The organism is Allobosea sp. FG18 (assembly GCF_057809495.1).
On record NZ_JBMDKB010000050.1, the window covers coordinates 1 to 12,703 of the forward strand.

Annotated in this window: 15 protein-coding genes; 12 read left to right on the forward strand and 3 right to left on the reverse strand. The window is 65.7% G+C overall.

The features are described 5' to 3' along the window. On the reverse strand, positions 1-325 hold a 325-nt coding region (locus ACODTJ_RS28365; protein ID WP_488851482.1), incomplete at its 3' end, for a hypothetical protein. Positions 326-572: 247 nt separating this feature from the next. Here ACODTJ_RS28365 and ACODTJ_RS28370 point away from each other — a divergent pair. Next, positions 573-1,925 (forward strand): UDP-glucose dehydrogenase family protein, encoded by a 1,353-nt coding sequence (locus ACODTJ_RS28370; protein WP_488851484.1) that lies wholly within the window; start codon positions 573-575, stop codon positions 1,923-1,925. Between the two features lie 24 nt (positions 1,926-1,949). Here ACODTJ_RS28370 and ACODTJ_RS28375 read toward each other — a convergent pair whose 3' ends face one another. Further along, positions 1,950-2,612, reverse strand: coding sequence for a thermonuclease family protein (locus ACODTJ_RS28375; RefSeq protein ID WP_488851486.1), 663 nt, complete (start codon positions 2,610-2,612; stop codon positions 1,950-1,952). Positions 2,613-2,765: 153 nt separating this feature from the next. Here ACODTJ_RS28375 and ACODTJ_RS28380 point away from each other — a divergent pair, with 153 nt between their 5' ends. From ACODTJ_RS28380 to rfbA, 7 genes are all read left to right on the forward strand, one after another. Beyond that, complete coding sequence (locus tag ACODTJ_RS28380) at positions 2,766-4,190, forward strand: phosphomannomutase (RefSeq protein ID WP_488851510.1); 1,425 nt, start codon at positions 2,766-2,768, stop codon at positions 4,188-4,190. Between the two features lie 83 nt (positions 4,191-4,273). Continuing rightward, a complete protein-coding gene (locus tag ACODTJ_RS28385; RefSeq protein ID WP_488851488.1) occupies positions 4,274-5,302 on the forward strand; it encodes an NAD-dependent epimerase in 1,029 nt (342 codons plus the stop codon). Between the two features lie 37 nt (positions 5,303-5,339). Continuing rightward, complete coding sequence (pcaF, locus tag ACODTJ_RS28390; RefSeq protein ID WP_488851490.1) at positions 5,340-6,548, forward strand: 3-oxoadipyl-CoA thiolase; 1,209 nt, start codon at positions 5,340-5,342, stop codon at positions 6,546-6,548. A 226-nt stretch (positions 6,549-6,774) separates the two neighbouring features. Then, positions 6,775-7,830: a dTDP-glucose 4,6-dehydratase gene (rfbB, locus tag ACODTJ_RS28395; RefSeq protein WP_488851492.1), complete on the forward strand. Its 1,056-nt coding sequence runs from the start codon at positions 6,775-6,777 to the stop codon at positions 7,828-7,830. 14 nt (positions 7,831-7,844) lie between these two features. After that, the gene (gene rfbC, locus ACODTJ_RS28400) at positions 7,845-8,402 is read left to right on the forward strand and encodes a dTDP-4-dehydrorhamnose 3,5-epimerase (RefSeq protein ID WP_488851494.1); all 558 of its coding nucleotides are present in this window, start codon (positions 7,845-7,847) and stop codon (positions 8,400-8,402) included. Continuing rightward, positions 8,402-9,310, forward strand: coding sequence for a dTDP-4-dehydrorhamnose reductase (gene rfbD, locus ACODTJ_RS28405; RefSeq protein WP_488851496.1), 909 nt, complete (start codon positions 8,402-8,404; stop codon positions 9,308-9,310). The genes rfbC and rfbD overlap by 1 nt, the downstream gene beginning before the upstream one ends. Beyond that, a complete protein-coding gene (gene rfbA / locus ACODTJ_RS28410; RefSeq protein WP_488851498.1) occupies positions 9,307-10,182 on the forward strand; it encodes a glucose-1-phosphate thymidylyltransferase RfbA in 876 nt (291 codons plus the stop codon). Before rfbD ends, rfbA begins: the two co-directional genes overlap by 4 nt. A gap of 62 nt (positions 10,183-10,244) precedes the next feature. On the opposite strand, the gene ACODTJ_RS28415 is transcribed toward rfbA, so the two are convergent. Beyond that, positions 10,245-10,478: a helix-turn-helix domain-containing protein gene (locus tag ACODTJ_RS28415; RefSeq protein WP_488851500.1), complete on the reverse strand. Its 234-nt coding sequence runs from the start codon at positions 10,476-10,478 to the stop codon at positions 10,245-10,247. A gap of 114 nt (positions 10,479-10,592) precedes the next feature. On the opposite strand from ACODTJ_RS28415, the gene ACODTJ_RS28420 reads away from it, so the two are divergent. From ACODTJ_RS28420 to ACODTJ_RS28435, 4 genes are all read left to right on the forward strand, one after another. Continuing rightward, positions 10,593-10,901: a hypothetical protein gene (locus ACODTJ_RS28420; protein WP_488851502.1), complete on the forward strand. Its 309-nt coding sequence runs from the start codon at positions 10,593-10,595 to the stop codon at positions 10,899-10,901. Between the two features lie 311 nt (positions 10,902-11,212). After that, positions 11,213-11,827, forward strand: coding sequence for an ERF family protein (locus ACODTJ_RS28425; RefSeq protein ID WP_488851504.1), 615 nt, complete (start codon positions 11,213-11,215; stop codon positions 11,825-11,827). A 2-nt stretch (positions 11,828-11,829) separates the two neighbouring features. Then, positions 11,830-12,453: a lambda exonuclease family protein gene (locus ACODTJ_RS28430; protein WP_488851506.1), complete on the forward strand. Its 624-nt coding sequence runs from the start codon at positions 11,830-11,832 to the stop codon at positions 12,451-12,453. Next, positions 12,453-12,703 (forward strand): hypothetical protein (locus ACODTJ_RS28435; protein ID WP_488851508.1); only part of this gene is annotated, 251 nt, incomplete at its 3' end. The genes ACODTJ_RS28430 and ACODTJ_RS28435, both read left to right, overlap by 1 nt.

Consider the following 12,703-nt stretch of genomic DNA (forward strand, 5'->3'; position numbering starts at 1 on the left):
CATCGCGGCCCATGCAGCACCGTGAGAAATGTCCGGGCTTTTGGGGGCTACAACATGTCTTTGGTTCGTAGTCGCCGATCAAATAGGACAGCGTGACGAACATCACCGCAGTCATCAACGCGACGCTAAGGAAATTGATGTCGAGAAGCTTTTTGCCCGACCTGACGAACGTCTGATAGATCCAAGTCGCGCAACCGCCGACCATCATGATCGCGAGAGCGTCAGCGATTGCCGCCGCAGGCTGCAAGGCACCATAGCCTAAGGAGAATCTCGACGCGCCCCGCCTGCCCTCAGCCGAATGCTCACCGACATCAACAGGCAGCATCCCGCCGACCCTCATACACCACACACAAACATGGTTATCAGAATCTTAACTATTAATACAAGCAAAGCAAGAATTTTCTCAACGGAAGCTGAAGTTCGCTGGCATGCAGAACAGGCGCCATGATAAGAGCACGATCATAAGGCCTATCGGCATCGGCGAGATGACGATGTGTTCGTTCAGACATTAACGTCACCGCGCAGGCACAACCTTACGTAGCGACGTCGCTTACCCCTGTTAGGAACAGCGCATGAAGATCGTGATGGTTGGGTCTGGCTATGTGGGCCTGGTCTCCGGAGCCTGCTTTGCGGATTTCGGACATGACGTCGTGTGCGTCGACAAGGTCGAGAGCAAGGTCGCGGCGCTGAAGCGCGGGGAAATCCCGATCTTCGAGCCCGGCTTGTCGGATCTCGTGCGAACGAATGCGGCGGCGGGGCGTCTGTCCTTCACGACCGATCTCGCCGGGCCGGTGGCGGATGCGGATGCCGTCTTCATCGCGGTCGGCACGCCCTCGCGGCGCGGGGACGGCTTTGCCGACCTGTCCTATGTCTATGCGGCAACCCGCGAGATCTCGCAGGCCCTCAAGGGCTACACGGTGATCGTCACCAAGTCGACGGTCCCGGTCGGCACCGGCGACGAGGTCGAGCGCATCATTCGCGAGCTCAGGCCCGATGCCGATTTCGCCGTCGTCTCCAACCCGGAATTCCTGCGCGAAGGCGCCGCGATCGAGGATTTCAAGCGGCCGGACCGCATCGTCGTCGGCACCGACGACGAGCAGGCCCGCGCCGTAATGGCCGATATCTACCGGCCGCTCTACCTCAACAACGCGCCGATCCTGAACACCGGCCGGCGTACGGCGGAGCTGACGAAATACGCGGCCAACGCCTTTCTGGCGACGAAGATCACCTTCATCAACGAGATCGCGGATCTGTGCGAGCAGGTCGGCGCCAATGTCCAGGACGTCGCCCGCGGCATGGGCCTCGACAACCGCATCGGCGGCAAGTTCCTGCATGCCGGGCCGGGCTATGGCGGCTCGTGCTTCCCGAAGGATACGCTCGCCCTGATCAAGACCGCGCAGGATTACGGCACGCCGTCGCGCATCGTCGAGACGGTTGCCGCGGTGAACGACCAGCGCAAGCGCGCGATGGGGCGCAAGGTTGTCGCGGCCTGCGGCGGCTCGGTGCGCGGCAAGACGATTGCGGTGCTGGGCCTGACCTTCAAGCCGAACACGGATGACATGCGCGACGCGCCCTCGATCGCGGTGATCACGGCTCTTCTGGACGGAGGAGCCGTGGTCCGCGCGTATGACCCCGAGGGTATGGAGCAGGCCAAGGCGGTGCTGCCGGCCGGGGTAACCTATTGCAAGGATGCCTATGAGTGCGTGACGGGTGCCGACGCCACGGTGATCGTGACCGAGTGGAACATCTTCCGCGCGCTCGATCTCGACCGCGTCAAGGCTGCGATGGCAGCACCGGTCCTCGTTGACCTGCGCAACGTCTATCGGGCCGAGCAGGTCCGGGCCAAGGGCTTCACATATACCGATGTCGGTAGGGGAGACATGTTGGCGGTCGACGAGGACGCCGAGGTCGGCGCGGCAGCCTAAGCCAGCTCAAATCTGCATAGCCGGCTAGCGTCGAGCACTGGCAGCGTCGCTCCGTATTGATGACGTCGCGTCCTCGTCGCGCGGCCAGGTTCCGCGCCACAGGCCGGCCTTCGCCGCCATGGCGGCATCGAGCTCGGCGGCATAGGTCGATGCGTGCAACCGCAAGGGGCGCGCCCAGCCGCGGCGGACCAGCATCCGCGAGAGATCCTGACCGCCGACCGAGCACTGGAAACTGTCCTCCTCGCCCGGCGCGTCGAGCGCGGCTAGGCAGCGAACGCGATCCGAGCGCAAGGCCGTGATCAGCGCCGACCTGGCTTGCAGGCCGCAATTCCAGGGCAAGCCGTCCTGGCCATGGCAGACCGCGTCGCGTGCCAGCCCGGAGAGATGGCGCGCGCGGATCAGGGTTTGCGCGTTGCGAAAGGCGGTCGCCTCCAGCGGGTCGATCTGCCCATCGATCACGATCGGCATCGCCAGACGCTGAGCGCGGCGGGGCGGGGCCAGCAACGAGTCGGGCTCTTTCGGCGGCGGCTTGGGCGGTTCGACCTTGACCGGCGTTACCGGCACATAGCTCACCGCGGCGACCTCGACCTGGCCGTCATCGGGCGCGAACTGCGTGACGATCGCCGAAGCGGCGGCGGCAGCAACGAGCACCAAAGCCAAACGTGTCGTCAGCCTGCGATCCGTCATAGGGTCCGACCGGGCGATGAATCATTCATGGCCGCCTGCAGCGTCAATCTACGGCAATCGCCTCCCGAGACAATGGAGGCGACCGGGGAGCGCGTGACTTGTACGGCTTCGCTGGGCTAGTTATGCGCCCGAGCGACTCGTCGATGGACAATTCTGGACATGACCAGCCTGAAATTCGGGACCTCCGGCCTGCGCGGCCTCGTGACGGAGCTGGCCGGCCTGCCGACCTACGCCCATGTCCGGGCTTTCTGCGCCATGCTGCAAGAGGATAAGGCGGTCGGACCGCGCGGCGAAGTTCTGATCGGCCACGATCTGCGCGCCTCCAGTCCGCTCATCGCGAGGCAAGTCGCACAAGCAATCGCGGATGCCGGGCTCACGCCGGTGGATTGCGGGGCCGTGCCGACGCCGGCGCTGGCACTCGCTGCCATGACCGCCGGCAGCCCCGCCGTGATGGTAACGGGCAGCCACATCCCGGACGATCGCAACGGCCTGAAATTCTACCGCGCCGGGGGGGAGATCGACAAAGCCGACGAGGCGCGCATCCTTGCCGCGCATGACGCGCTCGCCCTCGCCATCGTACCGCCAGTCTCGGTCGCACCGGCCCAGCACGACATCGCCTCCGGCTATCGCGACCGCTATGCCGACTTCTTCGGCGCTGCGCTGGAGGCGCTCGCCATCGGCGTCTACCAGCACTCCTCCGTCGGACGCGACATCATCTGCGAGGTGCTCGCCTCGCTCGGCGCGACACCGGTCCCGCTGGGCCGCAGCGACACCTTCATCCCGGTCGATACCGAGGCGCTCCGTCCGGAGGATGAGGAGCTGGCGCGGCGCTGGGCTGGCGAACGCAAGCTCGATGCCATCGTCTCGACTGACGGGGATGCGGATCGTCCACTGGTCGCCGATGAGACCGGCCGCTTCCTGCGCGGCGATCTCGTCGGGGCCCTCACCGCGCGCTTCCTCGGGGCCGATGCGATCGTGACGCCCGTGACCTCGAACTCGGCGCTCGACCGCCCGGGTGCCTTCGAGAAGGTGCTGCGCACGCGCGTCGGCTCGCCCTATGTGATCACCGGCATGGAACAGGCCAGGGCCGAAGGCGCAGAGATCATCGTCGGGTTCGAGGCCAATGGCGGCGTTCTGCTCGGTTCGGATGTCGCGCGCGACGGCCGGAGCCTGGCTGCCTTGCCGACGCGCGATGCCCTGCTGCCGATCGTCGCGACGCTCGCTCTGGCCCGCGCCACGCGGCAGCCATTGAGCGCCATCGCAGCGGAGGCCCGCTTCGCCATCGCGTTGTCGAACCGACTGCAGGAAATCCCGCAGGACAGGACGGCGGCCCTGATCGCCCGGTTGGACACGGAGGATTCCGGCTTTCGCGACGCGGCTTTCGCAGCTCATGGCGCGGTCGCCGCACGCGACCGCAGGGACGGACTGCGGCTGACGCTCGGCAACGGCGCAACGGTGCATTTCCGCGCCTCCGGCAACGCTCCAGAATTGCGTGTCTATGTCGAAGCGCCAACGCCGGAAGCGGCTGAAGCGCTGCTCGCCGAAAACCTCGCCTTCGCGGCGGCGCAGACACGCTAGGATCGTCAGGCCAGCCAGGATCGCCGGCACGGACATTTCGTACGGGACGCGACGCGCCCGCAACCGCTCTACGGGAAGCCCAGTTGAACCAGGCCCCTTCGTTCGAACGCGTGCTCTTGACCGGTGCGGCCGGCTTTGTCGGCTTCCATGTGACCCAGGCCCTTCTCGACAAGGGCATCGAGGTCCTCGGCATCGACAACCTCACGCCCTATTACGACCCGGCCCTCAAGCAGGCCCGGCTCGACCGGCTCCTCGCTCGCAACGGTTTTTCCTTCGTACCGATCGATATCGCCGATTACGACGCCGTGCTCGCGGCCTTCGCCGGCTTCCGGCCGCAGGTCGTGGTCCATCTCGCGGCGCAGGCGGGCGTGCGCTATTCGCTCGAGAACCCGCGCGCCTATGCCTCTTCGAATCTGGACGGCTTCCTGTCGATCCTCGAAGCCTGCAGGCACAACCCGGTCGACCATCTGGTCTACGCCTCGTCGAGCTCGGTCTACGGCGCCAATGCCAAGGTGCCGTTCAGCGAGCATGACGGCGCCGACCACCCGATCTCGCTCTATGCGGCGACCAAGCGCGCGAACGAATTGATGGCGCATTCCTATGCCCATCTCTACGGCATCCCGACGACGGGCCTGCGCTTCTTCACGGTCTACGGCCCCTGGGGCAGGCCGGACATGGCCTATTTCAAGTTCACCAAGGCGATCCTCGAAGGCCGGCCGATCGACGTCTATGACGAGGCGACGATGAGCCGCGACTTCACCTATGTCGACGATATCCGCGAAGCGATCGTGCGGCTGGCGGGCCTGCCGCCGCAGGCGAATCCGGATGCAGGACTGGCAGAGGCAGACCCGGCCACGGCCGCCGCGCCCTGGCGCCTCTACAATATCGGCAACCACACGCCGGTGCGCCTCGACCATTTCATCGCGACCATCGAGGCCGCCTGCGGCCGCAATGCGATCAAGCGGCACCTGCCCGCGCAGCCCGGCGACGTCCAGGCGACCTATGCCGACGTCGCCGATCTGGCCGCCCGCGTCGATTTCCGGCCGGATACGCCGATCGAGACAGGAATCGCTCGCTTCGTCGCCTGGTATCGGGAATTCTATCGCATCTGAGCCGATCAGCACCGCCTTCGAGACAGGACTTGACGACATGACCGAAGCTTTCATCTGCGCTTATGTCCGCACCCCGATCGGCCGCTTCGGCGGCTCGCTCTCCTCCGTCCGGGCGGACGATCTCGGCGCCGTGCCGCTGAAGGCGCTGGTCGAGCGCAACCCCGGCGTCGATTTCGGTGCCGTGGACGACGTGATCTATGGCTGCGCCAACCAGGCGGGCGAGGACAATCGCAATGTCGCGCGCATGTCGCTGCTGCTGGCCGGCCTGCCCAAGGAGGTGCCGGGCACGACGATCAACCGGCTTTGCGGCTCCGGCATGGATGCGGTCATCGCCGCGGCGCGCGCGATCAAGGCGGGCGAGGCCGAACTGATGATCGCCGGCGGCGTCGAGAGCATGTCGCGCGCGCCCTTCGTCCTGCCCAAGGCCGACAGCGCTTTCTCGCGTCATGCCGAAATCCACGACACCACGATTGGCTGGCGCTTCGTCAATCCTTTGATGAAGGCGCAGTACGGCATCGATTCCATGCCAGAGACCGGCGAGAACGTCGCCGCCGATTGCCATATCAGCCGCGCCGACCAGGATGCCTTCGCGCTGCGCTCGCAACTCAAGGCGGTCGCCGCCCAGCAGAACGGCCGCCTCGGCAAGGAAATCGTTCCGGTCCTGATCCCGCAGCGCAAGGGCGATCCCATTCGCGTCGAGATCGACGAGCACCCGCGCGGCGATACCACGCTGGAGAAGCTCGCGAAGCTCGGCACGCCGTTCCGCAAGGAAGGCGGCACCGTCACGGCCGGCAATGCGTCCGGCGTCAATGACGGCGCGGCGGCGCTGATCATCGCCTCCGAGAAGGCGGCCGCGCAATACGGGCTGACGCCGATCGCGCGCGTGCTCGGCGGGGCCACCGGCGGCATTGCGCCCCGCGTCATGGGCCTCGGACCGATCCCGGCGACGCGCAAGCTCTGCGAGCGGCTGGGTCTCAAGCCCACCGATTTCGACATCGTCGAGCTGAACGAGGCCTTCGCCTCGCAGGGCATCGCCGTACTGCGCGATCTCGGCATTCCGGAAGACGGGGATTTCGTGAATCCGAATGGCGGCGCGATCGCGCTCGGCCATCCGCTCGGCATGTCCGGCGCCCGCATCACCGGCACGGCTGCGCTGGAGCTTTCGCTCACCGGTAAGAAGCGTGCGCTGGCTACCATGTGCATCGGCGTCGGCCAGGGCATCGCCATCGCGCTCGAAAGAGCGTGAGCAGCTGCAAGCCACGCATTGGCTCTCTTCTTGCCTCGTTTCCGTCGTTCTGCTGTCGCGTAGAAATGCTTCGCGGGAAGCGTCGTAAGGTAAACAAGGAAAACGAGTTGACGCCGACGGTGATATCGAGCGATCCGGACAGGCGTGCTGTCATTCGCAGGGGATTGCTTGCCTTGCCCGCTTCGATTCCCGATCTCTGCTCTGCATCGTTTCAGGATTGCCTCGGATGTCCCTGAGATTTCTCGTGACCGGCGGCGCCGGCTTCATCGGCTCGGCCGTGGTGCGCAAGCTGATCGGCGAGACGGAGCATGAGGTCTGCGTCGTCGACAAGCTGACCTATGCCGGCAACCTCGCCTCGCTGGAGCCGGTCTCGCGCAGCAACCGTTACCGGTTCGAGCAGGCCGATATCGGGGACGGCGAGCAGATGAAGGCGATCTTTGCCGATTTCCAGCCCGATATCGTCATGCATCTTGCGGCCGAGAGCCATGTCGACCGCTCGATCGACAGCCCGGCCGCCTTCATCGAGACCAATGTCGTCGGCAGCTTCACCCTGCTTCAGGAGGCGCTGCGCCATTTCCGGGTACTGCCGGACGATCGCAAGGGGCGCTTCCGCTTCCACCATATCTCGACCGACGAGGTCTTCGGTTCGCTGGGCGCCGACGGCTTCTTCCACGAGGACACGGCCTATCAACCGAATTCGCCCTATTCGGCCTCCAAGGCGGCTTCCGATCACCTCGTCCGGGCCTGGCACCACACCTATGGTCTGCCGGTGGTGATGACCAACTGCTCGAACAATTACGGGCCCTATCACTTCCCCGAAAAGTTGATTCCGCTGATGATCATCAACGCGCTCGAGGGCAAGCCGCTGCCGGTCTACGGCAACGGGCTCAATGTGCGCGACTGGCTCTATGTCGACGACCATGCCGACGCGCTGCTGACCGTCGCGACCACCGGCAAGTTGGGCGAGAGCTACAATATCGGCGGCCATAACGAGAAGACCAATATCGAGGTGGTGAAGACCATCTGCGCGCTGCTCGACGAGCTCCGTCCCGATCCCGAGGGTTCGCGCGAGCGCCTGATCAGCTATGTCAGCGACCGGCCGGGCCATGATGCGCGCTATGCGATCGATGCCGGCAAGATCGGCCGCGAGCTTGGCTGGGTGCCGAAGGAGACCTTCGAGACGGGCCTGCGCCGTACCGTCGAATGGTATCTCGCCAATCCCGGCTGGTGGGGCGATATCCGGTCCGGCGTCTATCGCGGCGAACGCCTCGGCGCGGCCTGAGCGGAGATCCGAGCATGCTGAGCGTCGAGGAAACGGCCATCCCGGCCGTCAAGATCGTCACACCGAAGAAGTTCGGCGACCATCGCGGCTTCTTCTCGGAGACCTGGAGCCGGAAGGCCTTCGCGGATGCCGGGATCGATCTCGACTTCGTCCAGGACAACCAGTCGCTGTCCGCCCCGGTCGGCACGTTGCGCGGCCTGCATTTCCAGTCAGCGCCTTTCGCACAGGACAAGCTGGTGCGGGTCACGCGCGGCCGCATCCTCGATGTCGCCGTGGATATCCGCACCTCGTCCCCGAGCTTCGGCAAGCATGTCGCGGTCGAGCTTTCCGCCGAGAACTGGAAGCAGTTGCTGGTCCCCGTCGGCTTCGCCCATGGCTTCGTCACGCTCGAGCCGGATACCGAGGTGCTCTACAAGGTCACCGCTCCCTACGCCCCCCAGAACGACCACGGGCTCGCCTTCGACGATCCGGCGCTCGGCATCGACTGGCGCCTGCCGCTCTCCGGCCTCACCCTCTCCGACAAGGACCGCAAGCATCCGCGCCTAGCCGAGATGCTGCGTTATTTCGACTGATGACACTCCGCATCGCCGTTACCGGTTGGACCGGCCAAGTCGTCTGCGCCATGCTGGAGCGCGTACCGGTCGGCGTCGAAGTCATCGCGCTGCGCCGGCCGGACCTCGACCTCGCCATCCCGAAGACGGTCGCGCCGGCCCTGCGTTCGGCGAGGCCGGACGTCATCGTCAACACCGCCGCCTATACCGCCGTGGACCAGGCCGAGAGCGAGCCCGAGCTTGCCATGCGCGTCAACGGTGAAGCGGCCGGCGAAGCGGCACGCGCCGCGGCGGCACTGGGCATTCCGATGATCCAGCTTTCGACCGACTATGTCTTCGACGGCGCGCTCGACCGGCCCTATCGCGAGGACGACGCGACCGGCCCGATCTCGGCCTATGGCGCGAGCAAGCTTGCCGGCGAGCAGGCGGTCGCGGCGGCCACCGGCGACCACGCCATCCTGCGCACGGCCTGGATCTACAGTCCCTTCGGCAAGAACTTCGTCAAGACGATGCTGCGCCTCGCCGAGACGCGCGACGAGATCGGCGTCGTCTCCGACCAGGCGGGTTGCCCGACCAGCGCGCTCGACATCGCCGATGCGATCTTCGCCGTCGCGCGCAACCTGACCGACCGGAAGGACGAAGCCTCGCTACGCGGCGTCTTCCATATGAGCGCCGCGGGCGAGGCCGTTTGGGCCGATGTCGCGGAGGCGATCTTCGCGGAACGTGAACGGCAGGGCGGCCAGCCGGTCCGGGTCAAGCGCATCGCAACGGCCGATTACCCGACGCCGGCACGCCGACCCGCGAATTCCAGGCTCGATTGCGGCAAGCTCGCGCTTGCCCATGACGTGCGGCTGCCCGAATGGCAAAGCTCGCTCCGGCCCTGCGTCGCGCGGCTGCTCAAGGATCAAGGCAAGGACCAGCAACGATGAAGGGCATCATCCTGGCCGGCGGTTCCGGCACCCGACTGCACCCGATGACGCTGGCAATGTCGAAGCAGCTCCTGCCTGTCTACGACAAGCCGATGATCTACTATCCGCTCTCGACGCTGATGCTCGCCGGCATTCGCGAGGTGCTGATCATCTCGACCCCGCACGACCTGCCGAACTTCCAGCGCCTGCTCGGCGACGGCTCGGACTGGGGCATGAGCCTGACCTATGCCGAGCAGCCGCATCCCGGCGGACTGGCGCAGGCCTATCAGATCGGCGCCGGGTTCGTTGCCGGCGAACCCTCCGCCCTGATCCTCGGCGACAATCTCTATTACGGCCACAGCCTGCCGGAGATGATGGCGCGGGCGACGGCCCGCAGCAGCGGCGCGACCGTCTTCGCCTATCATGTCCGCGACCCCGAGCGTTACGGCGTGGTCGAATTCGACAAGGCCGGCAAGGCGATCTCGATCGAGGAGAAGCCGAAGGTCCCGAAGTCGAACTGGGCCGTCACGGGCTTGTATTTCTACGATGCCGAGGTCGTGGAGATCGCCCGGAGCCTCAAGCCCTCGCCGCGTGGCGAACTCGAGATCACCGACGTCAATCGCATCTATCTCGAACGCGGCGCGCTCTCGGTTGAATCGATGGGGCGCGGTTTTGCCTGGCTGGATACGGGCACGCCGGACAGCCTGCTGGAAGCCGGCGAGTTCGTCCGCACGCTGGAAAGCCGCCAGGGCCTACGCATCGCCTGTCCGGAGGAGATCGCCGCGCGGCGGGATTGGATTTCGGCGGCGCAGTTGATGCGTTTGGGTGAAAAGCTCGCTAAAGGTGATTATGGCCAATATCTCCTGCGCATCGCCGGTGACCTCGAAGGGTAGTACGCTCCTCACGACATCCGCACAGGGCTAAATTACTCTCGAAAGCGTCGTAGCTTAGCGCGTTAGCATTCCTTCTGGCTCTTATTCAACGCGACGCTTGACCGCTCTTCCCCGACCTCGACACCACCCTCCACCAGCGCGATTTCGATCCCCCGCAGGTTGTTATAGGTCGGCACGCGCCTGCCCTTCTCGAAGTCGCGGATGGTTGAGAGTCCGAGATGGGCGGCCTTGGCGAGGTCTTGCTGGCTCCAGTCGAGGAGCGCGCGGGCGGCGCGGCATTGGGCTGGCGTGATCATGCTGTCGGCATAGCCTGATCAACGCTTTTCGTCGAGTGTCGACTATTCCAGTTGACTGGTAGCCCGACAGGAAGGGAACCGTCCGTCACCGACGATTTTCGTCGCTGGAGGACGATGATGACCCTGATCCTGGAGTTCAAGCACAAGCTCATTTTCTACAAGCCGGGCATCCTGCGCTACGCCATGCGGCAGGCTGGCCCCCAGGTTTCAGGGCTGCAAAGCCGGGCTCAACGGCGCCAGGTGCTGTCTCAGTCCCTTAAGCGCGGATGGGCGGAGGCCAAGGCTGAGCTGGCGGCGCTTCAACGGCTTCAAGCCTTGGCGACGCCGGGCCGCCCTGGGCTACTTCGCAACCATGTCAGCAGGGGCGCGACGACCTCGCTGTACCAAGCTCCCGCGACCGCCGCCCATCAGCAGCTTCACTAAGGGGCCGCCATGCACCCCACTTCGCTTATTCCGCTCATCGTGTCCTCGCACGCGCTCTCTCGCGAAGTGCCCCTGGAGCCCCTGCCTTCGACGTCCAGGCTCAGCCCGGCAGAGCTCGCCCAGGCGTACCGAGCCTGGCGGTTCGGGTCAGCGCGCACCGCATCTCTCGTCAGGGGGACCAAGCGATGACCAGCACCTTGCGCCATCGGCGCTCCTCCCCAGGCGCTCGGCTCAGCGAGCTTCGCCCTGCCCTCACGATCACCCCGCTGAGTCTGCTGAGTTCTGCGCTGGACCGCGGCGCCGACCAACATGTGTTGTCTCAGCTGATCGGCTTGCATGAACGCAGCCGCCTGGATGATGCGCGCCGCGCTTTCGAAGCTGCCCTCGCAGCCGCCAAGGCCGAGCTCCCCGTGATCGCGAAGACCCAGATCGGCAGTATCGGAGCCAAGCATTACCGCCACGAGGACCTGGCCGAGATCGCGCGCGCGGTCGGGCCAATCCTGGCGCGGCACGGGCTGGCCTACCGCTTCCGCTCGAGCAGTGACGGCGAAAGGGTGAGCATCACCTGCGTGATCTCGCACCGTGACGGTCATAGCGAGGAGAACAGCCTCTCGGCCGGCGCCGATCATAGCGGCGAGAAGAACCCGATCCAGGCGATCGGATCGACGCTGACCTATTTGCAGCGGATGACGCTGAAGGCGGCGTTGGGGCTCGCGGCCGCAGACGACGATGACGGCAAGGCCGCAGGGTCGGGCGAGACCATCACCCGCCAGCAAACCCGGGAGCTTCTTGCGCTGATCGACGAGGTCGGCGGCGAGCGCGAGGCCCTGCTGCGCTTCTTCAAGATCAAGGCTTTTGCCGAACTGCCGGCGCGCCGCTTCCGGCAGGCGCTGGTGATGCTCAACGCCAGGAAGGAACGGGCCTGACCATGCTCGAAATCATCAACTGCACCCAAGGCTCCCCGGAATGGGCGCAAGCGCGCCTGGGCATCCCGACCGCGTCCGAGTTCGCCTCGATCCTGACCAAGGGACGCGGCGGGGCCGAGAGCCGGACCCGACAGACCTATCTCTACAAGCTCGCTGGCGAACGCCTGACCGGAGAGGTGATGGAGGGCTTCACCTCAGCGCATATGGACCGCGGCAAGCTGATGGAGGAGGAAGCCCGCAGCGCCTACAGCTTCGTCACGAGCCTGGAGTGCGAGACCGTCGGGTTCTTGCGCCGCGGGCGAGCCGGCGCCTCGCCCGATGCGCTGATCGGCCAGGGCGGCCTGCTCGAGATCAAGACCAAGCTGCCGCATCTCCTGATTGAGGCTCTGCTCAAGGGCGAGTTCCCATCGGAGCACAAGGCGCAGTGTCAGGGACAGCTCTGGATCGCCGAGCGCGACTGGATCGACCTGGCAATCTATTGGCCAGGCCTGCCGATCATGATCACCCGGGCCCATCGCGACGAAGCGTTCATCACTGAGCTCAGCACAGCCGTCACACAGTTCAACGAGGAACTCGATCGGATCGTCGCGCAGGTCGCCGCCTACGGGCGGCTGGAGGCCGCCTGATGGGTGGGCGCCGCGAGTTCACCCGCAGCCAGAAGGTCGCCATGCTCAAGCGAGCCATGGATGAGCGCGGCTGCATCCGCTGCGAAGGCTGCGGCCTCAATGTCTCCGGCAAGGTCGTCGAGTTCGACCATGTCATTCCCGAAGCGCTCATCCTCGACAAGACGAGAGAGCTTTCTATCGAGGACGGGCGCGTTCTCTGCGGATTCCGACGTGAAGCCGGCCGGCATTCCGATCAATATCCGGCCACCGT

What these genes read in the sequence shown, in the direction of transcription:
- rfbD (WP_488851496.1), top strand. Translation starts at nt 8,402, where the DNA reads ATGACACTCCGCATCGCCGTTACCGGTTGGACCGGCCAAGTCGTCTGC.
- rfbA (WP_488851498.1), top strand. Translation starts at nt 9,307, where the DNA reads ATGAAGGGCATCATCCTGGCCGGCGGTTCCGGCACCCGACTGCACCCG.
- ACODTJ_RS28420 (WP_488851502.1), top strand. Translation starts at nt 10,593, where the DNA reads ATGATGACCCTGATCCTGGAGTTCAAGCACAAGCTCATTTTCTACAAG.
- pcaF (WP_488851490.1), top strand. Translation starts at nt 5,340, where the DNA reads ATGACCGAAGCTTTCATCTGCGCTTATGTCCGCACCCCGATCGGCCGC.
- rfbC (WP_488851494.1), top strand. Translation starts at nt 7,845, where the DNA reads ATGCTGAGCGTCGAGGAAACGGCCATCCCGGCCGTCAAGATCGTCACA.
- ACODTJ_RS28430 (WP_488851506.1), top strand. Translation starts at nt 11,830, where the DNA reads ATGCTCGAAATCATCAACTGCACCCAAGGCTCCCCGGAATGGGCGCAA.
- rfbB (WP_488851492.1), top strand. Translation starts at nt 6,775, where the DNA reads ATGTCCCTGAGATTTCTCGTGACCGGCGGCGCCGGCTTCATCGGCTCG.
- ACODTJ_RS28375 (WP_488851486.1), bottom strand. Translation starts at nt 2,612, where the DNA reads ATGACGGATCGCAGGCTGACGACACGTTTGGCTTTGGTGCTCGTTGCT.
- ACODTJ_RS28370 (WP_488851484.1), top strand. Translation starts at nt 573, where the DNA reads ATGAAGATCGTGATGGTTGGGTCTGGCTATGTGGGCCTGGTCTCCGGA.
- ACODTJ_RS28415 (WP_488851500.1), bottom strand. Translation starts at nt 10,478, where the DNA reads ATGATCACGCCAGCCCAATGCCGCGCCGCCCGCGCGCTCCTCGACTGG.